Raw genomic sequence first — 26,835 nt, forward strand, 5'->3', positions numbered from 1 at the left:
TCAGCTCAACTCGAACTGGTCCCGCAGCAGTCCGGTGTGCAGCCGCAGGGTCCGCCCGTCCGGCAGCGTCTCCAGCACCTGGACACCGTCGTGATTGAGCAACTGCCGTAGCACGGCGGCGAAGCCGTCCGCCGGCCGGTTCGCGGGCAGTCCGACGCGCTGGGCGAGAGCAGTCATGGGCAGGGTGCCGCCCGCGTCCAGCAGAGCGTGTACGGCCTTTTCCACCCGAGCAAGGTCCGGTTTACGGGCGAGCAACTGCACCTGAGCCGTGAAGACCTCGGACTTCAGGAGGGCGTCGACCAAGGCATCACTCGGAGACACAGGGGCTACGGACAACAGAGCGCCGTCCTCGGATCCCGAAGGCGAAGGAACCAGCGCCACGTCGAACAGTGCCTCGTGGCTCTTGGCGAGTTCCGCCTCGTTCTTGGTCTTCTTGGGCGACTTCTTCGGTGCCGATGCCGAGACTGCGGCGGCTTGGGCCCGCGGCGGCTGCTCCTCTGCCTGTGGAGCCAGTGACCACCAGCTCGGCTGCTGGGTCCCCAGCTCCCGCCAGCCGCTCGGCGGCTTCGCCCCGAAGGGCAGGAAGGCCAGCACAGGGATGGCGAACTCGGCCAAAGATGCGCCGCCGTGATAGCCGGCCTTGCGAGACGTGTAGCGGGCGTCGGCGTTCCAGAGGGCGACGATCTGGCTCTCCGGCTCCGGGGCAAGAACCCGAGGGCCCGTCAGCACGATTTCCTGCTCGACGAGCGGACCTCCGGGGCCGCGGTGTCGCGCTGACCACACGTCCTCGGCGTCCACCCGAGTTGTCCGCCGGTCGATGACGTGGCCGTGGTCGCTGGTGAGGATCACCGCCCGGCCCTGGTCCGCGGCAGACCGAAGCAGTGCTCGCAGGCCCCCTATGTCGGACAGTCGCCAGGCACCGTCACCGAGTTTCTGCTCGGAGGCGAGCCGGTCGTCCACGGTGTTGAGGACCACCGCCACATGCGTACGGTCGCCGACGAGCGCGTCGTGCAGTTCGGGCCCGAACGGCTCTCCGCTGCTCTCGGCGCGCAGATCGTCCTTGTGGAATACCGCCACGTTCTCCCCGCCCCAGAAGCGGTGAGCGGGGACCAGCCTCTTCTCGTCGGCCTGTGTGCCCTTCATCAGCCGCGCGGCGAAGAGAGAGGTGCGTGACACGGCCGTGATGGTGGGGAGCGCGGCTGCCATCGCGCGGCGCCGCGGGGTGTCCTTCGCTCCCGGCGACGGGTCGTACTCGACCCAGTGGTCGCGCAGTTGCTCGCCGAGTTCGGCGGCGATGGCGGCGCTCATCCCGTCGAGTACGAGGAGTAGCACTCTCCGCTCTCCGGCCTTCACCACCGGGGCGACGACCTCGGGGAGGAACGTCTCCACGGCCAGCATTGAGCCGGGGCCACGGTCGGTCGCCGTCCGGGCGGCAAGAACCTGGGCGAAGTGCCGGTCGATCTCGCGCCGACGGTCGTGCGCCGAGGCGCACAGAGTGTCGTACGCGGACCGGAGCGTCGGATCGGGATCGCCTCCGGACTCGATGTGTTCCAGCGCCAGGTCCACCCAGCCCGTCTCGGTGACGTGACGGGCAATGGCATCCGCCACCGTGTTGGTCTCCACCGGCGGGTCGGTCGCGAGCCAACGTGCCAGCCGCTGTGCCATGCGCACCCGTTCGATACGGATGCTGTAGTCGGGATCCCGGGCGAGCCGGTGTCGGCTGAGGGCCTTCACCGAGGGTGTGATCCGCTCGGGGGCGCCGCTCAACAGCGCCTCGCCGGCAGCTGTGAAGCGTGCTTCAAGTCCTGCCGCCAGTAGCGGACTTGTCCCGGCCGCCCGTTCCGCTCCGAACTGGCGCGCAAGGGCGGTCGCCCGGTCGAGAACGGAGCCGGTCAGCCGCCGGGCTTCCGCCGCCGTTTCGTCGCTGTCCGACCGTCCCGTCAGCAGCAGGGCGGAGACAAACTCCTCGCAGGACCGTCCGAAGGCCGCCGCGAGGGTGTCCAGGTGCTCACCCTGGGCAGGTGGCTCCTCTCCGAACCAGCGCTCGGCCCGCCCCCGGGCCCGGTAGTCCTCCGCGTCCGCCGCAGCGTCGGCGTGCCCCCACAGAGCTGCGCAGACCAGCCCGAACGCGACGGCGTCCGGCCCGTGTTCCGCCGTCACGAGAGCGAGCAGTGCCTGCCCTGCGCGCCCGGCCTGCTCCTCTTCGCCGAGGAACTGCACGAGCCCGGTTCGCTCGGGCGATCGCAACGCCAGGAGCCGTTCGGGACCGCCAGGCACGAGGGACCATCGCAGGAGGGCGTGGATGTCGAGCTCGTCCCCACCACCCGCTGTGGCGCGGGAGGTTTCGGCGTCCGGGTCGTAGCGGCCGATCCCCAGCCTGCGCAGGGCGAGCGAGGTCAGCGCCTCGCGCCGTGACAGGACACCGCCCGCCAGCTTCGGCCATCCGCCGTGCGGGGGAGCGGCGTCCAGCAGCGCCTCGGCAGCCCAGTTCTCCTCGAAAAGCCGGTGGTCGAAGGCGCTCGCACCGAACGCCTCCCGTACGACGTCCCACGTGTCGACGGCATTGACCCGCTGCCGGTGCACCTTGGCCAGCAGATCGGGCCCGAGCTCCGCCTCCTCGCGGTCGGTGAGCACCACCAGCACATCGGGCCCGGTGGCCGACGGCTTCTGGTGTGCAAGGAGCAGCTCGTAAACGCCGAGGGGAGAAGGCGCCGCCGCGACGGTGGCCCGCCGCTGCTCGCCCCACGGCAGCTCGTCCGGGCCGTCCCAGGAGGGCGCGGCCCGCAGCAGCACGACCCGGCGCTTGTCCGGCTTGAGGCCGGGCTGCGATGCCAGGTACTGCGTGATGGTCGCGGCGTTGAGCCGCACCGCGCTGGTGGTGGTCACGGCCGCCGTACTCACTCTTCCCACACCTTCTTCGCCCGCTGCCTTCCGCTCATTCCACGACCCGCCAGCTGATCTCGATCTCTACGTCCGGCTCGGCAGCCGCCAGTTCATCCAGTTCGGCCCTCAACTCCGCCAGCGCACGGGAGGCCGTGGTCCGGCCCCCGCCCGAGCGGCGTCCCGCACGTCGTCCGCCGTCGGGGCCAGGGTGGGTAGAGGGCACGGGCGGTTGGCTGGTGTCGGTGCTCAGGCTGATCGCGTCGGGCCTTGTGAGCGGTTCGGTCGGCGTGGGCGCGGCGTACGCCCTACGCGGGTCGGCGGTGTGTGCCTGGCTGCGCTCGATGACGGCGACGATGGACCGCCGTGCCTCCCGCAGCGCCTCCTTGAGGTCCTTGGTGCGCTGATCGACACGCGCCGCGCCGCGCAACTCCTCCAGCACCGCCTCACCCTGCGGCCCGTAGTTGGGCGCGAGCTTGAGCATGTCCCAAGCCGCGGTGGCCAAGGCCGCCGCGACGGCCTCGGCCTGCTTGATCGACGCACCGTAGCGGCTCGTCGGCACGTCGCCGAGATCGAATCCGGCGAATGCGGAGATGACCTGTTTGGCCGCGGCGGAACCGCCGGCCGCACCCTGATCCAGCCCGCGCAGCTCGTCCAGCAGGTCCCGGCCCCGACGGGCGATCGCCACTCGGCCGGACTCGTCGGTGCCGTCCAGACCGAGCAGCGTCGCGTGCTTCTCCAACTGCGCCACCAGATCGGCCGCGTGAGGCTGGTACGTGCGAGCCCGCTCCGTGATCCGCCGGGCGAACTGTCCGACCATCCGGCCCCTGCGAAGCCTGGGCGGCTCCTCACCGAAGATCTCCCAGTAGCGGCGTCCCGCCTCCTCCCAGACGTGTTCTTCCGGCAGGGGCTGGGAACGCAGCGCGTCCTGCGGTTTGATCGCCGACAGTTCGGGCGAGGGGTCGAGCAGCGCACCGGCCCGCACCCAGACCCGGTCGTCCATCTCCGCGTACGACGCGATGACCAGGTGGGCGAGGAACGGCTCCAGACCCATCGTCGTGGGACGGTCGATCCACTCGGTGAGCTGGACGACGCTCAGGTCACCGGGACCGGCCTCGCCGCGCGCTTGGAGGGCGAAGTGCTCCGGCCAGCGGGTGGAGAGCCTGAAGTACGCCTCCTTCTGCTGGCCGAGCCCCAGTGGAGTGGCAACGCGCCGCATGAGGTCGCGTTCCTTGCCCGGGATCTCGGCCTGCCGGTCACCGGCTTCTGAGGCGCCGCGGATGTGCCCGAACACGGTCCGCGCGTCGGCGAGTTTGACGACGGTGCCCGTGCCGTCCGGGTCGAAGTCCGGGTGCGCGGGGAACTGGTGGGCCAGGAGCTTGCCCGCCACGTGCCGGACCGCGTCATGCAGGGACTGCCCGATGGAGACACGCAGATCCGGCACGTCGGGCAGCGGCTCCAAGTGCTCATTGAAGTCCGGAATGACGTCGCCGGGCTTCTTGGCCGCAAGGCCATAGGCCTGCTTGAACGCCGCCTTCACCGTCTTGGTCAGCGTCTCGCGCTGGTCCTCCAGCAGAGCCTTGGCACGGGCCCGGTTGTCGGCGTTCAGGTGCTGCGCGTAGCTGGTGTCGAAGCGGCGCTGGTCGGCGAGCGCGTAGTGGATGACGACCAGTCGCTGGAAGTCCTGGAAGCGGCCGGCGGACAGATGCGTGGGAATCCACCCCACCGTCCGTGGCCGATTGCCGGGAAGCCGACGGAGCTCGGCCATGCGGTTGACGTCTTCGCGCCACCCGTACTCGCCCTCGTCGTACGGCAGATCGATGATCATCCGCCACAGCCCGTCCTGGCTGGGCGCGAAGTCGTGGTCCTGCAGGTCGTCATGGTCGGCGATGTTGCCGAAGATGACCTCCACCGTGCGGTTCGAGCCACGCCAGACGAACTTCAGCTCATCTGCGGTGAGGCGCTCCTGGAGGTCGATTCCCAGCTCCTCGGCGAGCAGTCGCTTGGCGAGGGCGCGGCGATTGGAGCGGTTGTTGTTGACGTTGGCGTTCGCGATGACCGAATCCACGTCCACCCCGGCCAACTCGAGCCGTACGCCGGGGTTGGCCTTGGTGCCGGTGGGCTTGATCTCCGCGAAGCGCGACGCCCACTCGTCGATCTTCGACTTGATCGCCCCGACCTCCGCACCCGGGATGGGGGAGATGACCGAGCCGTGGTTGAGGGCCGCGAGGCGCCGGATCGTCAGGTCCCGCAGCGCGGGCACACTGGGCGCCAGCGCGGACAGCAGGAGCGTGCACATCAGCCGGTCGTCACCCACGAACGCCTTGCACCGCTGGACGAGCCCCTGCTCGGTGACGGTCTCGCGGCGGTGGCGGTAGCGCTCGATGTCCTCCTCGGTGACGTCGTACATCGCCAGGAGATAGGGCCGCAGCTTGGTGCGGTACAGCTTGTCCGCGGCCTGGAACTCCACCTTCAGACTGTCGACGAACGGCCGGTCGCCCCCATCTGCGATGACCGGATAAAGATCGCCGAGCGGGATGAGCTGTTCCAGCGTCGCGTCGTCGCGATGGTCGGCCAGCAACTGGCCCATCAGCTTCAGACCGGTACGGGAGCGCTGCAGCGCCGAGGAGATGTGGACCAGGGTGTCCATGAACGAAGGCGAGAAGGGATACGTCAGCCGGAACGACGTCTCGTCGGCACCGGTCGTCCCCTCGTCGGAGCCCAGCAGCACGTCCCACACCTGCGGCCCGACCCGCTTGATCTTCGCGAATGCCGCCTCGAGCTTGGCGGCGGCCTCCGCGTCCTTGGGCTTCAGGAGACGAGCATGGGCGATCTGCGGGAGGTTGCGGTCCTCCAGCGTGATCTTGTCGAAGCGGCCGGAAGCCAGGTTGAGACTGTCCTGGATCGCGGTCTCGGCCGCCCCGGAAACCTCCTGGCCCACCAGCTCCCGCAGATCACGCTGGCGTGCGATGAACGACACGATCGGGATGGCGCGGCGCGAGTCGGCGCCCTCCACGAAGTTGGTGATCTTGTCGGCTTCGCGGGAGACGAACTTCTGGTCGTGGATGCGGTTGGCGAGCCAGAGGATCAGCTCGTCCATGAACAGGATCAGCCCGTCGTACTTCAGCGACTTCGCATGCTCGGCGATGACGGCGAGGCCGGCGTCGAGCGAGATGAAGCCGTGCTCGTCCTCGGCGGCGTTCTTCGCGAAACCGGGGAACCAGCTGGTGCTCGCGTCGTGCACCAGCTTGGCGCGCAGCTCGGCCGGGGTGGTCGGGTTGACCAGGTTGAGGTTGACCTCGGCGCCGTCCAGTTCCTCGGCGGTGAGGGCGGTGTCGAGGAGCGCCGGGGTCCAGGCGAAGGAGTCGCCCCACTCGTCGTCGGCATCGACGGTGCCTCCGTCGGCCGCGGCTCCGGCGAGCCCTTCGATGAATTTGTCGTCGCCCATACGATCCCTCAGCGCGCGGATGTCCGCGAAGAGGGAGTCGGTCCTGTAGACCTGCGGAGTGGGCGCATCGTCATGCAGCGCCTTGACATGACTGACGTACCCGCCGAGCACCCGCTGCTCCAGGGACTTGGCCCCGAGCATGTGGTACGGCACGAGCAGGAACCGCTTCCCGTCGGTGCTCAGCCATTCGTGCTTGGCCAGCACCGGATCGAAATCGGTCCGGGCACGTGCGGCCTCATCGCCCCGGAGCAGGGCGTGCAGCACGGCCATGAAGTGCGACTTACCGGAACCGAACGAGCCGTGCAGATACGCGGCCTTCGACGTCTGCCCGTCCAGCGCGGTCTTGATCAGACTCAGCGCCTCGTCGAAGTTCTCGAGAAGACGCTCCGTGACGACGTAGTCCCGAAGCGCCCGTTCGGCGCCCTCCTGGGTGACGGCCTCGGCAAGCTTCAGGACGAAGTCCGACGTGGAGATGGACGTCTTGATGTCGATGACATCGCGGAGGAGGGGGGCTGTGGCGGCGGTCGGGGCCATCTCTGTCTCGCGTCTCCTGTTTTCCGTGTACTACGTCTACGTCCACCGGGCAGCGCGGCGCGTCCCCTGTCGACCGGAACGGCGAGCGATGCCCGCACCGCACGCTGCCCCGGAAGCACCGTCCGCCAGTGTTCACACGTATGGGGACGGTCTTCGATCGTATCGGGCGCCTATGACATGGGGGAGGGAGCTCCCGCAGCGGAACCCCATGCCTCCATCAGCTGCTCGGGCCCGTACGTCGCCGCCAGCCCGTCCACCGAGAACCCGGAGCGGGACACCGCGACCAGCGGAGTGTCCTCGTCGGCACCGGGTACGGCGAGAGCGTCCCGGGCCAGCGAGGCCAGGGCGCGACGGTCGAATGAGCCGCGTTCGTGCCACTTGATCGAGCCGACGAAGCCGATCTCGCGGGCAGGCGACCGGTCTGCCCCCACCAGGTCGACCTCGGGATTGTTCGTACGAGGCCACCAGCCGCCCACTTCCCGCACTTGCGGCCACGTGTCGTCGGGGAGCAGCCGGGCCAAGGATTCCCGGGCCAGCTCGGAGTTGCGGCCTACGAAGCTTGGCATGGATGACCTTCGAGTTTGCTCGCGCTGAACATACTCAAATGAATCATAGTATGGAGAATCAGAGTAAAGGAGTCATTGCTTCGAGTGATGAACTGGGCATGCTGAGCATGCTGCGGCTGGCTGGACGCGAAGGGGCGCCTGGCGAGGGCGCTGGCTGGGGGCAGTCGCGCTGGTGGCGTGGACCGGCCGCCCGTGGTCGGCTCTCGGCTCAGTAGGCGACTGCCGGTGGGGCAAGGGGAGCGATCTCCCTGTCGAAGAAGTCGTGGAAGTCTTCTGCGCGCTCGTACAGCGCATCGAACCCGGACAGCGTTTCCCGGATCAGTGCTTGATCGGCGAAGCGATTGGCTCCCGCCGCGTTCCCGTCATCGTCGTAGCACACCTCGTACATGACGACGTCTCCGAGGATCACCACCTCCGGAACAGGGTGGTCCTTCTCGATGTCCGAGATCTTGCGGGCATCGAGAACCTTGATGTTGTCGCCCAGCTCCACGCGCAGACGCAAGACGAACAGCTCCCATTGCACGTAGGGGGTCACTGGGAACTCCACCACGCGAAGACGGCGCTCCAGAATGTTCAGTCGTGCCGCCTCACGGAATTGCCGTGCGTAGACATCGCGTTTCTCCTGGATGAGGGACAATGCACGGTCCCATTCCCCGATGGCGAAGGCTTCCCAGCTGGCGAATCCGCGTTCTTTGAAGTTCTGCCCCCGTTCGAGCTTGCTCAATTGGCGAATTCCGCTCTCGTAGACCCGGCGGAAGTCCGCGTGGTACGTGGGGCGATCCATGCGTTCGGAAACGCCACTCGGGAAGGAGTCAAACATTCGGGATGTCCGGTTTCGCTTCAATCAACATGTTCCTTGGGACGACCACGAGCCGTTCGTCCGCTCCGATGGAGACCCCTGTCGGCAGTTTCCTGCCCAGAGACTCCGTAAGGTCCCGGCCGATGACGGCGATGTCCCCGTTCTCGAGTTCCCAGATGTCGGGGCAGTCGGGATTGTCGGTCGTATTCCCCAACTCCTGCGGTGATTTCCCCAGGCGCCGCTTGAATGTCGTGGTCGGATCTGCTTCCCACGGCCTGGTCATGGCCATCGCCCCCTCGATTAGGCCAGAGTGCCATTACTCTAGCGCTCAACGTATCGGCTTGACCACGTCAAAAATGGACTTGCTGAAGAGGGCGCGTGCGACCTCTTGTTGTCCCATCCGGCTCGAGAGTGCGACGATAAGTGGTCACGAAACGACAAGGTATCAAAGAGTGATAGATTCTGGCTATTCGGCATATAGTCAGAAAATCCGGAAAATTTTATTCAGGGGGAACTGTGGACCCGGAGACGGCCTTACTCGCGCAGAGCGCGGGAGTCACACTGGTCACATTGATGACAACTGACGCCTGGCATCGGACCCGAGACGGGATCACGCAACTGTGGCGCCGAATGCAGCCGCACCGTGCCGAGGCTGTCGCCGCCGAATTGGAAGCCACCCGCGAAGACGCCCTGGCGGCCGGAGAGGCCGATGACCAGGAGACGCTCAGCGAACTGCATCTGGAGTGGCAGGGGCGGCTCCGGCGCCTGCTCGCCGCCCAGCCGGGCGCCGCTGTCGAACTACGCGGACTCCTCGACGAACTTGATCCGAGGGGCTCGACCGGCCCCGCGGTCACCCAGCACGCAAGCGCGTCCGGCCAGGCCCGGATCTATCAGGCAGGACGAGACCAGCACATCGCGGAGCGATGACAGGCGCGATGGACGGCCATGCCGAGGACCGTGGCCGTGTCTACCAAGCGTCGGGTGACCAGCACATCAGCGAACACCACCACTACGGCGATGAAGCGGCCATGCCCAGCGGCCCCGACTCGGTTCGCCGTCCGGCGGTCGGCCGGCCTCCGGCCGTTCTGCGTGATCGCTTCGAAGTGCTGGAACGTCTGCGAGCAGGTGTACGGGAGGGCCGGGGCGGTGAGGCCTACGTGCTGTACGGCATGGGCGGCTGCGGCAAGACCGCGGTCGCCTACACGTTCTTCCAGCTGGCCGTTGACGAGTGCGGCAGGGTGGGCCTGTGGGTCAGTGCTTCCGACCGCGCGAGCCTGCGCGCCGGCATGCTCGCCGTCGCCGCCGACCGGGGTGCCGGCGACGGCGAACTGCTGGCCGCCCGCAACGGACTCCGTCCCGCCGCCGACCTCGTCTGGCAGTATCTCGACCGCTCCGCCGAGCCCTGGCTGCTGGTACTCGACAACGCCGACCAACCCGAGATCCTTCGTGACGGCAGCTGGCTGCGCACCAGTCCACGCGGCACGGTCGTGGTGACCACACGCCGGTCGGCCGCCCGCTGGTGGCCGGGGGCAGAGCTGCAGCACATCGGCGTACTGCCGCGCGAGGACGCCGCGCAGGTGCTGCGTGACCTCGCCCCGCACAGCGGCACACAGGAGGAGGCGGCGGAGATCGCGGAACGGCTCGGCCGGTTGCCGCTCGCTCTCACACTGGCAGGCGGCTTCCTTTCCCAACAGGTGCTCGATCCCTGGACGATGGAGACCTACGGGCGCCACCTCGACGAAGGGGAACGCGTCCAACTCATCGATCAAGGAGCCGATGCCTTGTCGGAGGAGGATCCACGGCACCTGGTCGGCCTGACGTGGCAACTGACACTCGACGCGTTCGAGGCGCGAGGGTTGCCCGAAGCGGCCACACTACTGAGGCTGTTGGCCCGCCTCGCTCCCGAACCGCTACCGCTGTCGCTGCTCAACCATGCCGATATCAGCGATGTTCTTCCCCGCGCGCGTTGCGAAACCGCCCTGAGAGCGCTGCTCGACCAATCGTTGACCGAGTTGGTCGACATCGGTGTGCGCTGCGCGCAGAGCCATGGGATATTGCTCGACAGCGTCGCGGCGGCGACTCCGGCGGAAAAGGTGCCGCTTCTCAACACCACAGCCGTCCGACTGCTCGGAGCAGCCGTTCCCGGTCTCCCCGACGCGGGCCCGTACGATCCGCTGCTCCGGCTGCTCGTTCCCCACGCGCTCGCCTTGCTGCGACGTATCGACGACCCGCCGACGTTGGCTGACGCACTGGCCGTGGCGACCCGCTTGTCCGTCGCCCTGCACCGCACCGGAGACTACCTCTCCGCCTGGGAGACCGCCCGAGCCGCAGCGGACCTCAGCGAGCGGCGACTCGGCGCGGAGCACCGACTCGTACTGGCCACCCGCTCCAGGGCCGGCCGGGCGCTGTTTCGTCTGGGTAGATATACCGAGGCCGAGCTGCTGCTCGAGCGCGTCCGCGCGGCTCAGGAGCGTCTGTTCGGGGCCAACGATCCCGACACCCTGGACAGCGGCCATGGCCTTCAACTCGTGCTCGGAAATCTCGGCAGACGGGACGATGCCCTCTCCCTTCTCCGGTCCACGATCGTCGGCCGACGCACGACGCTGGGCCCCACGCATCCTTTGACTCTGCGTTCCCGCTCAAGTCTTCTGGTACTGCTGTCCGCCGCCGAGGTCGTCACTGAGGAAGACGGGGCGTTGCTTCACCTGCCCTCGGAATGCGTCCGGTTCCTTGGCCCGGACCACACGGTGACCTTGGGCGCCCGCCACAACCGCGCCTGGGCGCTGTACCTGCTGGGCCGCTTCGACGAGGCCGACCAGGAGATACAGCTGGTCACCGAGGCCTACCGGCGACGCTTCGGCCCCGATTACCCGATCGCGCTCTCGGCTCAGCAGCTCCTCTCCCGGACTCAGGCCGCGCTTGGTCACGTGGACGCGGGGATCGAGCTGATGACGGATGTCGTGGCCAGGCGGGAACGCGGCCTGGGCCCCGACCACCCGTTCACGGTTGCCAGCCGACAGCTGTTGAGCGCTTTCACATCGGGGCGATGGCGCCCGCCCGGGGCGTGAGGGGCACGCGTGCGCGGCGGTTCAGGGAGCGGGATCGCGACATGTGGTGAGGTGCGCACGCTCACGGGTGGGGGCCCACCCGTCACCGTATGAGCTTCGCTCAACGCAGGTGGTCGAGGAACGCGGTCCAGGCGTCGGGGGTGAAAGCGATCACTGGGCCGGTGGGGTGTTTGCTGTCGCGGACCGGTATGAGGGCGGGGACGTTGTCAGCGATCTCGACGCACTCGTTGTTGCCTCCGCTGTAGGTGCTGCTGCGCCACTTCGCGCCCGACAGCTCCGGCGTGCTGTGGCGTGCGATGTTCATGCTCTGTGCTCCTTGGCCCTGCGTCGGATGACGGCGCGGGATTCCATCGGGGAGAGCGCGGACGTGCGAGCGGCGTCGAACAGATCTTGGTAACGGGCGACTTCCGCCTCCCGCTCCAGCCAGATGGAGCCGGTCGGGTTGTCTGCCAGCACGACGTCGAGCGCTGCCTCCTCAGGGAAACCCAGTACTACGTACGGGCCGAACATACTCGCGTGGGCTCCGCGCGAGAACGGCAGGACCTGGACAGTCACGTTGGGCTGTTCAGAGGCGGTCAGGAGATGCTCCAACTGGGCATGCATCACTTTGGGTCCGCCGACTCGTTGGAGGAGAACGGCCTCTGACAGGACCGCCCAGAGATGCAAGGGAGTGTCGCCAGTGAGCCGTTCCTGGCGGGCGAGGCGCACCTGGACGAACTTTTCAATCTCGTCTGCCGTCTGCCATTGTCGCGAAGCCACCGTCACGGCGCGGACGTAATCTGGGGTCTGGAGCAGGCCGGGAACAAGCTGCGCCTGGAAGGTACGGATCTCCCCAGCCATGGCTTCCAGCGCGATGTAGTCACGGTACGTGTCGGCGAGGACAGCTCCGTACTGGTTCCACCATCCTTGCCTGCGACGACGGTTGGCCTTACGAGCCAGTGCGCTCAGGCGCCCTGGGAGCTCGGAGTCTGTCACCTCATAGGCGTGCAGCATCGCGGTCAGGTCCGGAAGCCGCACCGCCACTCGACCGTTCTCGATCCGGCTGATCTTGCCCTTGGTGCAGTCGAGAGCTTCGGCTGCCTGAGCAGTGGTCAGCCCTGCGGCCTCTCGCAACCGGCGTAGTTCGTCGCCGAGTTGGCGGCCGAGGACGGTCGAGGGGTTCGGGGTGGCACTCTTCGCAAGCATGCCAACACCTTTAGCAGAGCAGTCGACACGGCATGGAGGGAATAACTCGAAAGAAGGAAAATTGAGGTGATGCTAGTCGGCAACGTTGCAGATTCGGGTGGTGCACATACATCCTGCTGGCCATGGACATCGGCGTCCCACGGCTCAACTTGCCGTCTCTATGGGGCTCCGGCCGCACATCGACCCTCTGGGGGCTGCCATGGCCGCACCGAACGAAGTCACCTTCCGGTTAACCCGTTGTCGCCGCAGCGTCCCCAGAGCGCGGGCACTGGTGCATGCCGTGCTTGGCGAATGGCGCGTCGATCAAGACATCTTGGAGGCAGCGGAGTTGATGCTCTCGGAGCTGGTGACCAACGCACTGCGTGTACGAGTGCCGAGCGACCGACAGGTGGGCGTCCGGATCGCCCGATCGCTGGAGGACGGGCTGCTGCGGCTGGAGGTGAGCGACGCGGGCTCAGGCAGGCCCGAAGTGCGGGCGCCCGGTGACGAGGAGGCCGGCGGGCGCGGGCTGTTGCTCGTGGAGGCGTTGGCTCACCGTTGGGGAGTGGACGAGCGCGCGGGCGGGATCGGGAAGACCGTGTGGGCCGAGCTGAAGGCACCTGACATCGTGGCTGAGCCCGTCGGGCGGGAGGTCGCGGTTGTGATGGTGCGGCATGGGCAGCGGGTGCGCGTGTTGGGTGAATGGCGCACTGTCCGTACGGTGCGCACTGAGCCGTACGCGGCGGGTGGACTGGCCGTTGTGCTCGGACTAGACGAGGGCCCGGCGCTTCGGGTACCCGCGGCCGAACCGTTGACCGTACGCGACGACGGCGTGCCCTCCGCGCGGGAGGGCGGGAAGGGCACGCCGGGGTAATCAGCCCTTGGTCGGTTTCCCGGGACGCCAGGCACGCAAGTCGTCGTCGGTCAGACCGTGTTCGCCCTGCCTGGTTGCTCGGTAGCCCGCGAAGAAGGCTGCGGGGGACCCGCCGTACAGGGGGTCGAACTCGTCGTGCCACTGGGTGAGCCAGGGCTGGAGTTCGAGGAGGCCGGCGAGCAGCGGGGTCATCTGTTCGTCGGACAACTCGTCGTGGTTCGTGAAGTACGTGCTGAGGGCCTGGGCCTGCTCCTGGTGGTTCCAGCCCGCCCAGCCGAACAGGTCCGGGGTGCCGGAGATCACGCCGGTTGCGTAGGAGATGAACCGCTCCTTCGGCACGTCCAGCTTTCCGCGAGCGCGCCAGTAGGACGGCTTGAGGAAGTCGGCCGACGTGTACTTCGGCGGTACGGGGATGGAGTCACGGATCTTCCGCTTGGCGGGCTCGTCTGGGGCGGCGTCTTCCCGACGCTGGAGATCCCAAACGTGCTCCCAGCTGTCGCGCTTCCTCAGGCCGGTGGGCTTGTAGCGCAAGGCGGCGAGGAAGGGGACGTGCTCGTTGGCGAGTAGATCTGTGACGACGGTCGCCAACTCCTTGCGGGGCGCGTACAACTCGGCGACGGAGACGAAGTCGTCGTCGAGGGCGAGCGCGGAGGTGAGCTGGGCACGGGTGAGGATGGTCGGCTGGCCATCCTGGAACCAGAGGTCGCGCTTCTCGACGTGGTCGAGCAGCCAGGAGCGAAGGGCCTTTTCCTGGAGCACGTCCCAACCTTCTGTCGCCCAACGGCGCTTGTACTCGGGGCGTTCGATCATGCCGATGGCGCGGGACGATTCGATGACGTCGATGCGCTTCTGGACGATGGCCTTGTACCCGTCCGACCAGTGGTCGGGGAGCGTGGTGATGCGGGTGGACCCATGCCGCTTGAACCACTCGTCGGAGGCTTCACCCTTCTCGACCCGCCGAGCGAGCACGATTTCGAAGGCCCGCTCGCCGAGGGCGAGTTCAGGGACTTCGGACTCGGGGGCGCGGAGGTCTTCGGAGTGCAGATTGTAGAGGGAGTAGACCTGCCAGTCCAACTCTTCTTGCAGCGCAATCATTTGCGCTCGGATGCAATGCCATTTGGCTTTGGCGTCATGGAGTGAGTCGATTGTCGGGGTGGTGGAGTTGGGGTTGAATAGGCTCGTGGGGGTCAAGTCTGAGAGCTGCTGGGAAAGGGTATCGAGGCGGGTTGAGATAGTGGTCGGGTAGCGTGCGGGAATAGGGAATTGCTGAAGCTTTGTTCCTGTAAACTCAAAGAACTGTTCCCAGAGTTCCGTCTTGATGCCTGACTGGTGCCCCTCGGTTCCCTTGCTGTGGCTCACCATCTTCAACCAGAGGCCAGCGGTAGAGCTGTTGAGTAGTCCGAGTAGGCGCAGATACTCTTCCTCGCTTGCCTCGTCCTGCAATTTGATCACTGGTGCGTGGCGATTAAAGACTCTACCGCCGCGGCCGAGTGAGAAGTGGTTATGTGTGGCCACGAATGGGAATGTGATCAAGAAATTTGCAGTGAGTCGGCCTTCCTGATGGAAGGCATAATTTGACCACGGGAGCCCTCGCTGCTCCTTTGTAGTGGAAAACATTAGTCCGCTGCGTAGGATTTGGCGCCCTGGCCAGAGTACCCGCGTTTCTAGAGTGGCGCGTTGATCGCTTGTTGCGGCCGACGGGAAGATTGCATCAGCGTCCAGATGGCAACCCCAGTCGCGTACCTGGTCTCCCGTGACGAAGGAGCGCCGCGGGACACTACGATCGCGAATCCATGTCGCGAGTGGGCGTGGGAGAACGAAGTATTCGTCGTCTCCAGTGATCGCTGCGAACCCAATGGAATCAGCCGAGTGGGATAGGGGCGTCGTTGAGGCGGCAACTAGTTGTTCAATCAGCTCGAGGCCGCCATCGGCGAGTACCCACGGTTGTTTACTGAAGTACCGATCGCGCCCCAGGTCGTCCACTGATACCCACTGGCTGACGGACCCTGGCTGGTCAATATATTTGACAATTGAGTTCCAGACCAATCCGTCCTCGCCCTTCTCGGGCGCTACGGGCTCACCTTGGACGCTGCGGACCGTGCGAACGGTTGGGGTGCGGCCACTGCCTGATCGCCGTTGACCGATGAGGATTACTGTCGGTGTTCCGTGCCCCGGAATATACGCTCCGGAGGTGTCAATTACTTCAGTTAGTTCCACCTTGTGTGCGAAATACTCCTCAATCAGCTTCGTTCCAAATTCGCGCTTCATGAAGGAGTTCGCGGTGATCTGGCCAACCATGCCGTACCCGCGACCATCAGGTTCCCCCACCTTTGCTAGTTGGAAGAACCGCTCGGCGAAGGGGACGGACAATGCATACTTGCCGGAGCAGGACGCGTAAAGTCGCCGATACAACTCGTTCAGCTTCTTGTCCTTAACCGTGATGTAGGGTGGATTCCCTACAACCACGTCATAGCGCCCCTGCTCCAGAATCGCCGAATGCTCGTGCACATCTTCCGTGGCGTACGCAAATTCCGCCAGCGGATCCCCCGACTCCTCGTCAATCAGGCTCAGTTCAAGCTGCCGAGCCTTGATCAGCGAGTCGCCCACCGCCAGATGGATCGGCCAGTCGTATCGTCCCGCCTCCGCCAGCGTTCGCACCCCCGACGCCGCCATCGCCGACACCAGCAACCGGAAGCGCGCAATAGCCACGGCGAACGGATTGATGTCCACCCCATGCACGGAGTTCAGCGCATCCCGTACCCGCTCATGCACATCCCGCTCAGGCTCCCGCTCCGACCAAAGCCGGACCATCCTCCGGAACGCACCCAGCACGAAGTGCCCCGACCCGCACGTAGGGTCGATCATCTTCAGTTCGCCGAACCGCCCGCCCAGCTCCCGTACCACCGGATCCATAGTCCGGTCGAGGATGAACTCCTCCACGAACTCCGGAGTCTGGAGAAGCGCATACGTCTTCCGGGCCGCCTCTGACAGATCCTGGTACAGGTCACCGAGGAAGCGCGTATCCCACCCCTCCGTACCGCCCTCGCTCAGCGGGTCGGTGAAGTCGTGGACCAGCTCATCGCTCTCCCGCCGCTCCCGCCAGAACTCCACCAGCGCCCGTGCCCCGTCGTGCGAGACTGGGAGCTGGTACAGCGGGTTGCGCCGCCTGTCGAACAGCAAGTTGCCGGCCTGCCCGGAGCCCAACTCCGCGAACGCGCGCTCCAGCCACCCTCGGTACGTCGGGTCCTGCTCCTCTTCGACGTACTGCCTGTACCGGGCCTCCGCCAGATCCCGCCGTTCGACATCCGGGCCCGTGAGGTACGGCTCTGGGATCAGCAGGTTGTCCTCGCAGAACCGTACGAACACCGTGCCCAGTACCCACGCTACGGCTACCTGTGTGACGCGACCGGAGACCTGCGGCGTGCCGTACAACCATGAGGTCCACGAGTCATTAGTACGACCGAGCCTGAACGCTTCCTCGTGTTCGACCCACAGTTTCCCGGTAGCCCGCACCCGCTTAGCGCCGTCCTCCGGCAGTTCGGCCAGCCGTTCCTCCAGCCAGACCTCCCACTTAGGGCTCCCCTTGGGGTCAGCCTTCTGCAGCTTGCCGTACTCCGTGCGCAGCGGCTTCAGGACGGTCTCGCCGTCCCGTACCTGCTGGCCCAGGTCGACCTCGACCGCCTTGACCTGCTTGATCAGGTCCGTCAGCAGTGCCTTGGACTTGCGGTCGATCATTTGGTCACGTCTCCTGTCGTCATCCCCACCCACACGCGAGCGGCTCCGCATGCGGCACACGCGCGCAGCGCATCATCCCCGTAGGCCGCCGGCCCCAGACCTCTCCGGCTTCGCGCGGTGCGCGTTCTGCACCCAGAACTCATTCAGCACGATCCACTCACCCAATCCCGACTGGTATGGCACTGCCACCGTGCCCAACCGTGGAGGCCGGGCAGGGTCGCTCTGCGGACACAGCAGCCACAGCGCGCGACCACCACCCCGCGACCGCTCCGCCAACCGCTCCAGTACGCCCATCGCGTCGTACCGAGCGAAGACCCCGCTGTCCGTCAGCAGCAACGGAGCAGCCGACCCGCCCCCGCCACTGTTCCCGGAAGCCGTGCCCCCCGGCACCAGCAGCTCCCCGATCCGAGGCTCAACCAGACCCCACGCTGTCCCCGCGTACTCGGCGAATTTCATCGCACCCGGCGAACCGGACTTCGCCACGTCCGCACGCAGGATGGTCTCCCAGGTGGGCTTGGGCCGAGGGTCGACCAACTCGTGCAGCGCCTGCACGAACAGCTCGGCCACCGACACCACGACAGCCCCGCCGGCGAAGTCCTCTCGCCCAAGCTCGTCGATCGCATCCCGTGCCCACTCTGTCGGCACTGTCAGCACACGGAAGCCGTCCCGCCGGGCCGAGGCCTTCAACCGGTCCTCGGCCGTGCCCGCCGCCGCGAGATCCGGGTCGTCGGAGTAGCGGTGTGCGGAGACGGTGCCCGTAGGCTGTCGCCGCGCGTCCGACGACAGATAGGCAGACGCTCCGTCCGGACTGCTCGGCAGATAGCGCAGCGTCCCCGTGCTCTTGCGCGTCGACAGCACCAGGTCGAAGCCGGCCTCCCGCAGAGCCTTTGTCAGCGGGCCGCCCGTGGGCAGCGCATGGCCACCCCGCTCGTTCAGAAGCTCCGGGAAGCGGGCCCGTACCCGCTCGTGCACGTCCTCCCCCGTCAGGCCCGGCTGCTCCGCCTCCGCCATCCCCGGGATGAGCGGTACCAGGCCGGCCTGGGTGAGGCGCAGCGCGCGCACCAGCGGCAGCTTGCGCGGATAGATCTCCAGGCGGGGCGTCGCGGCGGCATGGCGGGAGGCGGCCACGGCGATCTCCACCATGCGCCGGTCGTCCCACTGCACTGCCGCACTCGGCGGGGGTACGGCACCCAGCTCGGCCACCACGGTCGCCGCGGTCGGCAGGGTGTCGAGCTCCGACATGTCGTCGGCGATACGGCCGAGCCGCTGGGCGTAGTGGAGCAGACCCGGCGCGGACGGCGTGTCCGGCGCGTCGTCCGCGCCCACCTCCAGCGCCAACAAGCCCGCGCCCATGCTCTCGTCGGCCGCGTCGCGGTTCGGGGCATGCTGGAACTCGGCCTCGTCCGGGACGAGTTGCTCCACCTCCACCACGGCCCGTACGGCGGCCAAGGCCAGCGCCCGGCGCTGCTCGCGCTCCTGGAGCTGGGTGCCGCGCCGCACGGTCAACGCGTCCGCGATCTCTGCGGCAGACGCGACTCGGCCCAGGTCGTGCAGCAGGTCCAGGACCTCGGCGCGAAGCGCTCGTACCGCCGGGTGCTTCTTCCAGCGGGTTCGCTGGTTCTTCAGCATCTGGGGGATGCGGCCCCGCGACAGCCCGAGCGCGTGCGCGACGTCCGTCTGCGTCGGCCAGACCCCGACCTCCGACGGCAGTACACCCTGCTCGTTGGGCAGGCGCAGCAGCAGCCGTACCATCTCGCACTCGTTGTGGTTCGAGCCGTCCTTGCGCAGCGGCGGTACGAACACCGTGGCGAGCGTGTCGAGGCTGACGCCGCGCAGTGCGCGCTCCGGCAGAGACTGCGCACCGGCGCCGCCGTTGGCCGCTACCGCGTCGGCTGCCGCGGCCTCGGCGGCCGACAACTCCTCCTTCGCGGCCTTGCGGCCCTCGGGAGTGAGTGGCGCGGCGGGCCTCTCCGCGAACTTGAGCCGCCACTGCTTGATGCGGCTCAGGACCTCCTTGCGGGTCTTGGCACCGAGGCCGGGGGCGTTGACGAGCTGGCGCTGGCTGTAGTCGAGCAACTCGCCGACCGTGTTGACGCCGAGGCCGTACACGAAGGACTCCGCGGCCGGGCTCAGGCCGGACGACGAGATCAGGGTGTCCCGGTCGACGCGCTCCGCCAGCCGCTCGCGCTGCTGCTCGGCGCTCTCCTCCTCGGCCTCCGGGATGGCGGCGTCGGGGGCGGTCTGCGCCGCCTCGCCCTGTGCGGATGGCGCCGCGTGCCGTGACGGGCGCCGGGACGAGGGCTTCGCCTCGTCCATGGCGAGGAAGATCTTCTTCCAGGCGTCGCGCATCGGCTTGAGATCCGGGAAGCGCTGGGAGGCGTTCCGGTGCAGGGCCTTCTGGAAGAACGCGACCAGACCGTCCCGTACCGCCGGGTCGAAGGCGTCGGCGGCGATCCTCGGGTGCGGCTCCTTCTCCGGGTCGGTCTGGCGCGGCGAGACCTTGCCGTCGCCCCACACCGGGAGCTCGCGGGACGCCATCTCGTGCAGGGTGACGGCCAGGGCGTATCGCTCGGCGTGGGCGTCGTAGACCGAGCGGTCGGTGAGCGTGCCGATGAAGGGGTCCAGGTAGCCGTCCGTGCCGGCCGCGGTCTCGTTCACCGGGTAGCCCGCGAGCGAGAAGTCGATCAGCACCAGCTCGCGGGTGCGGTTCGGGCGGATGCGGATCGCGATGTTGTCCGGCTTGATGTCGCGGTGCCACACGCCCTCGCCCTCGAGGAAGTCCACCGCTCCGAACAGGTAGTCGCCGTACGCCTCGAGCTGGTCCACGGACAGACGGCCGAACTCGCGCAGCTGCCGGGCGACCGTCTCCTCCCGGCGTCGACGCTTTGCACCCGTTGCGGACGGCTCGCCGCTCTCCTCGCGCTCGTCGCCGACGTACTCCATGACCAGGACCGTGCGCGGGCCGATGCGCTGCGGCTCCGGCTCGACGAGGCGGATCACGCGGGAGTCGGGGCGGAGCCGGCCCAGCATCTCGGCCTCGCGGCGCAGCACCTCGCCGCGGCTGTCCGACGTCGCGACCTTCAGCACCGCCAGGGACTTGGAGAAGCGCACATCCGGGCCGGCGGTCAGGTCCCGCACCAGGAACGCGCGACTCGTCGAGCCCGTACCGAGGCGGCGCCTGACCTCCCAGCGGCCCGCCAGCACATCGCCCGCGACCGCGTCCAGAGGGTCCTTCTCGGGCTCGGCCGGGCGCGGGGCCTCGGGCGTCGGCGGCTCGGTCAGGTCCGCCTCGACGACCTCCAGCATGTCCAGGAAGTCGTCCACCGACGACAGCCGGGCGGCGACGTCGTAGGCGGTGGCCGCCTGCACCAGCTCGTCGATGTAGGGGGAGAGGCCGTCCACCACGGAGCTGGGGCGCAGGCCCTCGCCCGCCTCGTAGCGAGCCACCAGTTCGGCCTGGCTGGCGGCCGGGGGCCTGCCGGTGGCCAGGAGATAGGTGAGTACTCCGAGTCCGTACACGTCCAGGGCGACCGGGTCGGGCCTGAGCGCGGTCAGCTCCGGGGCCAGATACGGGTCCGCGCCCTCGGCGAGATGCGCGCCCGCGCGCGAGAAGGTCGTGGGGGCGAACCGCTCGCCATTGCCGGCCACGCCGTGCTCGGAGCTGCGCTGGACGGCGACCTGCCAGTCGGAGATCTGCAGGTGCGGGCTGGACCAGGCGCCGGTCTCGCTCTCGGAGTCGCCCCGGCGGGTACGGCCGCGCGGGATGACGTGGACCGCGCGGGCCGCCAGCGTGCGGTGGAAGATCCGTCGGCCGTGCGCCGAGCGCACCGTCTCGGCGAGCTGCCGCACCAGCGCCATCCGGCTGAGGATGTCCAGCTTCTCGCCGTACTGGATCAGGTACTCGTCCAGGCGCAGGGTCCGCGGATCGAAGTCGAAGATCAGCGCGGGGCCCGCCGAGTGCCCGGACGGGTCGTACTGCTTGAGCTGGACGACACCGGGGTGCCGGAAGTGGCGCAGCACAGCGGCCTCGCGGCGCGCGGCACGCTCGACGGATGCCCGCAGCTCGGCGTCGGAGCCGCGCTCGCGCAGATAGACACGGACGCGGGCGGCCTCCGGCAGCTCACTGTGCTGGGCCAGGTAGTCGGCCCAGGTCGGGCCCGAGTCGAACGCCTTCCGGCTCAGCAGATACGGGCCGACCTTGTACTCGGCGTCGCTGCGCGCGATGCCGATGCGCTCCAGCGCCGCCTTGATCCGGCGCGACCGCGCGGCGTCGATCCGGCGGTAGTCGTCCTTCGGCGACTCCTTCAGCATCTCGGTGAGCTGGTGGACGGTGAAAACGCCGTTGCGGTCGTGGGCGGGCAGGCGGTTGCGCAGCGAGGAGTCGGTGAAGCAGACGGCTTCCGAGACCCACACCTTCTCGCCGTGCTGCTTGAGCAGTGTGGCCAGTTCCTTGGCCTTCTTGTTGGCCAGGTGCAGCGGGTTGCCGTGAGGGATCTGCCGCCCGCTGGGCTGGGTCTGCAGCCAGGTGCCGTTGCGGGACTCGACGGAGCCGTGCCAGTCCTTCAGCTCGATCAGGTGGACGCCGCCCGGGGCGATCACCAGTAGGTCCACTTCCCGGACGTGGCCGGTGTGCGCGGTGAACGTGAAGTTCGACCAGGCCCGCCACGGGTCGTTGTCCGGGAGCTTCTCGCGGATGGCCTCCAGGCCCCGGTGTTCATGCTGGAACTCGGAGTCGGTGACCGCGGTCCACCGGCCGTCCCGCATGTGCCATCCCCGCTTCGTGTCGTTCCGTACTGATTGCTGCTGCTCAGCGAGCAAAAGCCCCCGGAGAGATCGTAGCGGTGCGGGAGGACGGGGTGCAGTGGGTCGGGTGAGGGCGCGGGACGGGCGGGTGGAGGTGCCGAGGCCGCAATTAACTGTCCGACGCAATAAAGCTCGGCTGAGGTGATTAAGGGCGTCCCGCAAACTGACGCCCGAGGCTAACCAAACGGACTGCTGCAAGTCATACAAGCGGACTGCTGCATGGGGTACGGTGGTGAGTATGGGAGCGAGAGGCGTCGAACTCTCGTAATTTTGGGCTGTTTTGAGGCGATGTAGGAGGAAGTGGACGTGAGCGGGATGCGCCTGATGGTGGCGGCGCTGGTCGTGGCGGTCGGGTTGATCTGCGCGCTGGTGATCGCGTTCTGGCGGCTGGCGCGTACGAAGAACGTGGACCAGGCCTTGATGACTGGCGGCGGCGTGTTCGTGGCCGCCTTCACCGTGGCCTTCATGGTCATGACCTATGTGCATCCCGACTGAGCCGGGCCAGGCATGATGGGCGGACCGGAGGCCGTCCAGCCTCCGGTCAGCATGCATGCACAGGCGGGAGTGGAGAGTGGAGAGAGTGTCGGGCGGTCTGTCGCCAAAGCGGGCGCTGGACGCCCTGCGCGGGGCGCTGGCACCTCAGGACGCCCTATTCCTCCTCATGCTCCTGATCCTCCTCCGCCACGAGGCCGACGCCGAACGTGCCGACGAGTGGGGTGACCGCAGAGGCGCCGTGGAGGCCTGGGACCGCATCCGGCAGGCCCCGTGGGGCTGGGGCGCCTACGAATTCGTGGCGGAGATCCAGCGCGGCCTCGGGCACTGGGAGCACCAGTACTTCCGGTTGGACGGGCCGCCCGGTCTAGAGGATGTCGGGAGGCGTGAGCTGGCTCCGCTGGTCGACTGCGTGGCCGCGGCACGCGACACGGCAGAGCTCTTCGAGGCCTGTCTGGAGCTGACGCAGACGAAGGCGAAGGGCGGCGAGTACTACACGCCGCAGGCCATCGCCCGTCTTCTGATCGGTCTGCTGGAGCCCCGCACGGGCGAGTCGGTCTACGACCCCGTGTGCGGGGCGGGCGGGTTTCTTCTGCAGGCCCACCAGTACGTCGAAGCCACCGGCGACCGGACCCGCCAACTGGGCCTGTACGGACAGGACGCGAGCCGGGTCGCCGTGCAGGTCGCGGCGATGAACCTCACCGTGCACGACGCATACGCACGCCTTGAAGGACCTTCGTCGACCCTGACCGACGACCGGTTCCGGGACGAGACGTTCGACGTGGTCGTCGCCAACCCGCCCTTCAATCAGTCCGGTTGGGACGAAGGTGGCTACGCCCACTATGACCACCGCTGGGCGTACGGCATGCCCCCGCCAGGCAACGCCAACTTCGCTTGGGCCCAGCACGTGGCGAGCAAGCTGAGCCCCGCCGGGCGTGGAGCCCTCCTCCTTCCCACGGGCGCCGCCACCACGGCGAAGCCGGTCGAGCGCGGCATCCGTGCTCAGATGGTGGAGGCCGACCTCCTCAGCTGTGTGGTCGAGTTGCCCGCCGGCCTTGTCCCGCACGTCCGCAACCCGGTGAGCCTGTGGCTCTTCAGTAGGAGCAAGCGGCCTCATCAGACCTGGGGTCATGCCGACCGCTCGGGACAGATCCTGCTGATCGACGCCCGCGAGACCGCTGCCACGATCGGTCGAGGACGACGCGCCTTGCCGGACGAGGCCAGGGAACGCATCACTGCGACCTACGCAGCCTGGCGCGGGGCACCGCACGACACGCAGTACGAGGATGAACTCGGCTGGTGCAGGTCGGTGTCGGTGGCCGAGATCGCCGCGAAGGGGCACGACGTACTGCCCTCACACCACGTGGGCGCGCCCGCCGCCGAACCCGTGTCCGCCGATGCCGAGGAAGAGGCTGCCCGACTGACCCATGAACTGCTCGAACTCTTCGCGACCTCCGGTCGCCTCGACGACGAACTGCGTGAGCTGTTGAGGGGGTGGTGATGTCAGAGCTGTTGGAACAGCGGCTGAGTCGCCTTCCCGCCGGCTGGCGTGTAGCACCGCTGGGAGACCTGCGGACCGTGCATGTCGTCGGATACGGCATTACACGCCCCGGTGAGCATGTGGATGACGGAGTGGGCATGATCCGGGCCGCCGACGTCCAGGACGGGACCCTGCATCCGGACGAGCCACGGAGGATCAGCCACCGCGTCCACGAAACCAATAGGCGCAGCCAGTTGGCGGCTGGCGACGTCGTCGTAGTCCTGGTGGGGCGCGTGGGCGACGCGGCGGTCGTACCGCCCCGGTTCCACGGCTGGAACGCGGCCAGGACCATCGGGATCATCCGCGTGGCCGAGCCCGACGACGCGACATGGCTCAATGTGTGGCTCGGGTCGCCGGAGGTGCGTGACTGGTGCGAGCGGCGGGCCACAGGATCCACGCTGCATCGGACGCTGGGTCTGGCGGTGCTGCGCGACCTGCCGGTGCCCCTGCCTCCCACCGGACCCCGGGCGGCGTTCCTGCGGGCTGTGAGACTGCTCGATGAGAAGACTGTGACGAACCGTCGGATCTCCGACTGCGCGACAGCATTGGCCAGGGCACGGTTCGTCGCCGAGACACGCCACGGCGCGGGCTGGCCGGAACGGCCCTTGGACACTCTGGTGACCATGCAGGCGGGCGCGGCGCCACGTCCACGCCCGGATCACCAGGACATGTCCGCGTCGGAAGGCATCACCTTCGTGGCCCCCGCAGATGTCCTGCAGAGCGGTTCGGCTGATCTGTACGGGACGGAGCACCCCATCCGCCCTGAGCAGGCAGAGGCCGTGTACGGTCCGCATTCCCTTCTGCTGGCTTCCCGGGAGGACGGTGTCCGGGCCGTCATGACCGCAGGCCCGGTCCTCCCGGGCCGCAATGTCCTCGTACTCAGACCTTCCTCAACGGCGGACGCGTACTGGTTGTTGCATGACATCCGCCTTCGCAGCGCTGAACTGGCCGCTGCGGCACAGGGATCCGCAGGCCGGGAAATCAGTCGACGAGTACTCGGCACGACCATGGTCAGATGGCCTCCGCAGGAGGTCCGTCAGCACTTCGCGAAGCTCGCCGAACGCCTCCACGAGCGGTCGCGTATCGCTCAGGTGGAAAGCGAGAAGCTGGGCAGCCTGCGAGGCCAGTTGCTCGGCAGCTTCCTGTCCGGCAATTTTCCCGAGAAGTCCTCCTACTGATCCTTCTGACTCGAAGCCACTGGTGGTCGTCCACAAGGCCTCATCAAGTGTGACCTGCGCAGAGTGACGGCGAAAGTCCCGCCGAGTCCTGTTCTGTGCACGGCTGTTGCCCAATACCCTTACCAGGTCTCCCCGTTAGTATGAAAATCTGATCACCATGGGGAATGGTCACGGTGATCAGTCGATGTACGACATCAGCACAGGGGAAGTCGGTCGGCGCAGTGAGGGCTCGGCCGGGAACGCAGGGGCCGACTCGGTCCAATGGGTTCTGCAGCCCCGAGGCGGCGCCCGGATGCGCGGGCCACAACACTTCGACCACTCGGTACGCAGAGGCATCCGGCTCTCGGAGTACGAACACGTACTTGGAGCCCACGCGGAGGAACTGAGCCGCATCTTTCCCGACGGAGTGGCCCGACTGTGGGGCTCGACGCCCACGCAGCAGACAGGGAACGCCAAGGCCGTTGCACTGCGCGACCGGAGGGTCGGCGACGAAGTCCTGTTCTACGCAGAGAACACCTTCGTCGCCCAGGCCCGGATCCTGGGACTCTTCCGTAACCGCGACTTGGCAGCGGCGGTCTGGGGAGTCGACGAAGAGACGCAGAGCACTTGGGAGCATGTCATGGCTCTGGGTGATGTCGTCGAGTTCGAGGTGTCGGCGAAGCCCATCCTGACCGCTCTGGCGATGACACCTCCGCTGCGCAGCCTTACCCTCGTGAGGGCCGCGGAGCGCCGCCGCCACCTGGGCCTGTTGGACGAGCTGCTGGGCGGACGGGTACCCGCCGCGGTGGGGCGGCCCGCCGGCGGCGAAGGACTCGTCCCTCCCACGGCGGGGATGGGGCGAAGAGATCTCCTGAGCGCACTGGGAACCCTTGACGTCGATGTGCCGGCGGAACGACGTACCCGCCATGGATCTCTCACGCTGTTGTGGGCGATCGGTCGCCTGTTGTCAGGGCAGGATCGGCTGGCGTCTTCGGATGTCTATCAACGCAATCTTGAGCCCATCTTGCAGGAGTTCGGCTCCCCAGGCGTCGCGATGTCACTCGAGTATCCGTTCCAGCACCTGCGCGGCAGCGGGCTGTGGGAAGTCCAGGGCGCGGAACCTGGGAACTCGGACCCGGTGTCGATCCCGGCCTCCGTCGAATCGGGAGCCCGAGCCGGACTCCGGCGGGAGGCAGCGCGGCTTCTGCGGCAGCCGCTCGCGCGCGCAGAGGCGATTGGTCTGCTGTGTGCCACCTACCTCGAGGACGTCGACCAGGAAGACCTCCTGGAGCGAGTCGGCCTGGGCGGGTACGCGCATGCCAGCGGAGGGGACGACGGAGACGATGACCGCCATGGCCGGGGGCGGTCCGCTCGGCGCGGGGGCCGCCGCCAGGTCACCACGTCGCGCCCCGACAGGGATCAGCGGCTGGTGGACAGGATCAAACTGATCCACCGGCATCAGTGCCAGGTATGTGGGCTTCGACTGGAGACACGTTTCAGCCACTACAGCGAGGCGGCACACATCAAAGGGCTCGGAAATCCGCACAACGGGCCGGACGAGATATCCAACTTGCTGTGCCTGTGCCCCAACCACCACGTTCAGTTCGACACGTTGGCCATCTTCATCGATGAGGACTGGAACGTGCGGCGGAGCAAGGACGGGTCACCCGTCAGCACGCTGAGACGCCACCCGGAGCACCACATCGAGGAGCAGTACGTCGCGTACCACCGAGGACTGTGCGGAGGGAGCCGCTACAGCGCCGTCCGCAGCTGAT

Annotated in this window: 16 protein-coding genes; 7 read left to right on the plus strand and 9 right to left on the minus strand. The window is 67.6% G+C overall.

The window, feature by feature from the left end; all coding sequences use genetic code 11:
• From pglZ to JIX56_RS33370, 5 genes are all read right to left on the minus strand, one after another.
• A complete protein-coding gene (gene pglZ, locus JIX56_RS33350; protein WP_257546099.1) occupies positions 1-2,901 on the minus strand; it encodes a BREX-2 system phosphatase PglZ in 2,901 nt (966 codons plus the stop codon).
• Positions 2,902-2,935: 34 nt separating this feature from the next.
• Complete coding sequence (gene pglY, locus JIX56_RS33355; protein ID WP_257546101.1) at positions 2,936-6,862, minus strand: BREX-2 system ATPase PglY; 3,927 nt, start codon at positions 6,860-6,862, stop codon at positions 2,936-2,938.
• A 170-nt stretch (positions 6,863-7,032) separates the two neighbouring features.
• Positions 7,033-7,428: a hypothetical protein gene (locus JIX56_RS33360; RefSeq protein WP_257546103.1), complete on the minus strand. Its 396-nt coding sequence runs from the start codon at positions 7,426-7,428 to the stop codon at positions 7,033-7,035.
• Positions 7,429-7,636: 208 nt separating this feature from the next.
• A complete protein-coding gene (locus JIX56_RS33365; protein ID WP_257546105.1) occupies positions 7,637-8,248 on the minus strand; it encodes a DUF6879 family protein in 612 nt (203 codons plus the stop codon).
• Positions 8,241-8,510, minus strand: coding sequence for a hypothetical protein (locus JIX56_RS33370; RefSeq protein ID WP_257546106.1), 270 nt, complete (start codon positions 8,508-8,510; stop codon positions 8,241-8,243). The genes JIX56_RS33365 and JIX56_RS33370 overlap by 8 nt, the downstream gene beginning before the upstream one ends.
• A 233-nt stretch (positions 8,511-8,743) precedes the next feature.
• Here JIX56_RS33370 and JIX56_RS33375 point away from each other — a divergent pair, with 233 nt between their 5' ends.
• Positions 8,744-9,154: a hypothetical protein gene (locus JIX56_RS33375; protein WP_257546107.1), complete on the plus strand. Its 411-nt coding sequence runs from the start codon at positions 8,744-8,746 to the stop codon at positions 9,152-9,154.
• 8 nt (positions 9,155-9,162) lie between these two features.
• Complete coding sequence (locus tag JIX56_RS33380; RefSeq protein WP_257546108.1) at positions 9,163-11,295, plus strand: tetratricopeptide repeat protein; 2,133 nt, start codon at positions 9,163-9,165, stop codon at positions 11,293-11,295.
• Between the two features lie 100 nt (positions 11,296-11,395).
• On the opposite strand, the gene JIX56_RS33385 is transcribed toward JIX56_RS33380, so the two are convergent.
• Both JIX56_RS33385 and JIX56_RS33390 read right to left on the minus strand, forming a co-directional pair.
• On the minus strand, positions 11,396-11,599 hold the full coding sequence (locus JIX56_RS33385; RefSeq protein ID WP_257546110.1) for a DUF397 domain-containing protein: 204 nt from the start codon (positions 11,597-11,599) through the stop codon (positions 11,396-11,398).
• On the minus strand, positions 11,596-12,480 hold the full coding sequence (locus JIX56_RS33390; RefSeq protein WP_257546111.1) for a helix-turn-helix domain-containing protein: 885 nt from the start codon (positions 12,478-12,480) through the stop codon (positions 11,596-11,598). Before JIX56_RS33390 ends, JIX56_RS33385 begins: the two co-directional genes overlap by 4 nt.
• A gap of 199 nt (positions 12,481-12,679) precedes the next feature.
• On the opposite strand from JIX56_RS33390, the gene JIX56_RS33395 reads away from it, so the two are divergent.
• Positions 12,680-13,333, plus strand: coding sequence for an ATP-binding protein (locus JIX56_RS33395; protein WP_257546112.1), 654 nt, complete (start codon positions 12,680-12,682; stop codon positions 13,331-13,333).
• Here the strand turns inward: JIX56_RS33395 and pglX are convergent, their stop codons facing one another.
• Together pglX and pglW are read right to left on the minus strand one after the other, a co-directional pair.
• Positions 13,334-17,068, minus strand: coding sequence for a BREX-2 system adenine-specific DNA-methyltransferase PglX (pglX, locus tag JIX56_RS33400; RefSeq protein ID WP_257546114.1), 3,735 nt, complete (start codon positions 17,066-17,068; stop codon positions 13,334-13,336).
• Between the two features lie 72 nt (positions 17,069-17,140).
• The gene (pglW, locus tag JIX56_RS33405; RefSeq protein WP_257546115.1) at positions 17,141-21,832 is read right to left on the minus strand and encodes a BREX system serine/threonine kinase PglW; all 4,692 of its coding nucleotides are present in this window, start codon (positions 21,830-21,832) and stop codon (positions 17,141-17,143) included.
• 345 nt (positions 21,833-22,177) lie between these two features.
• On the opposite strand from pglW, the gene JIX56_RS33410 reads away from it, so the two are divergent.
• The 4 genes from JIX56_RS33410 to JIX56_RS33425 all read left to right on the plus strand — a co-directional run bounded on the left by JIX56_RS33410 (position 22,178) and on the right by JIX56_RS33425 (position 26,834).
• On the plus strand, positions 22,178-22,366 hold the full coding sequence (locus JIX56_RS33410) for a hypothetical protein (protein WP_257546116.1): 189 nt from the start codon (positions 22,178-22,180) through the stop codon (positions 22,364-22,366).
• 76 nt (positions 22,367-22,442) lie between these two features.
• Positions 22,443-23,864 carry an SAM-dependent methyltransferase gene (locus JIX56_RS33415; protein ID WP_257546117.1) on the plus strand — a complete coding sequence of 474 codons (1,422 nt, stop codon included), beginning with the start codon at positions 22,443-22,445 and terminating at the stop codon, positions 23,862-23,864.
• Between the two features lie 11 nt (positions 23,865-23,875).
• Entirely contained in the window at positions 23,876-25,081 is a 1,206-nt protein-coding gene (locus tag JIX56_RS33420; protein WP_257546118.1) for a hypothetical protein, read from the plus strand.
• Positions 25,082-25,265: 184 nt separating this feature from the next.
• Entirely contained in the window at positions 25,266-26,834 is a 1,569-nt protein-coding gene (locus JIX56_RS33425) for an HNH endonuclease (RefSeq protein WP_257546119.1), read from the plus strand.
• Position 26,835 lies beyond the last annotated feature (1 nt).

Origin of the sequence: Streptomyces sp. CA-210063 (assembly GCF_024612015.1) — a bacterium.
Classification (GTDB): Bacteria; Actinomycetota; Actinomycetes; order Streptomycetales; family Streptomycetaceae; genus Streptomyces.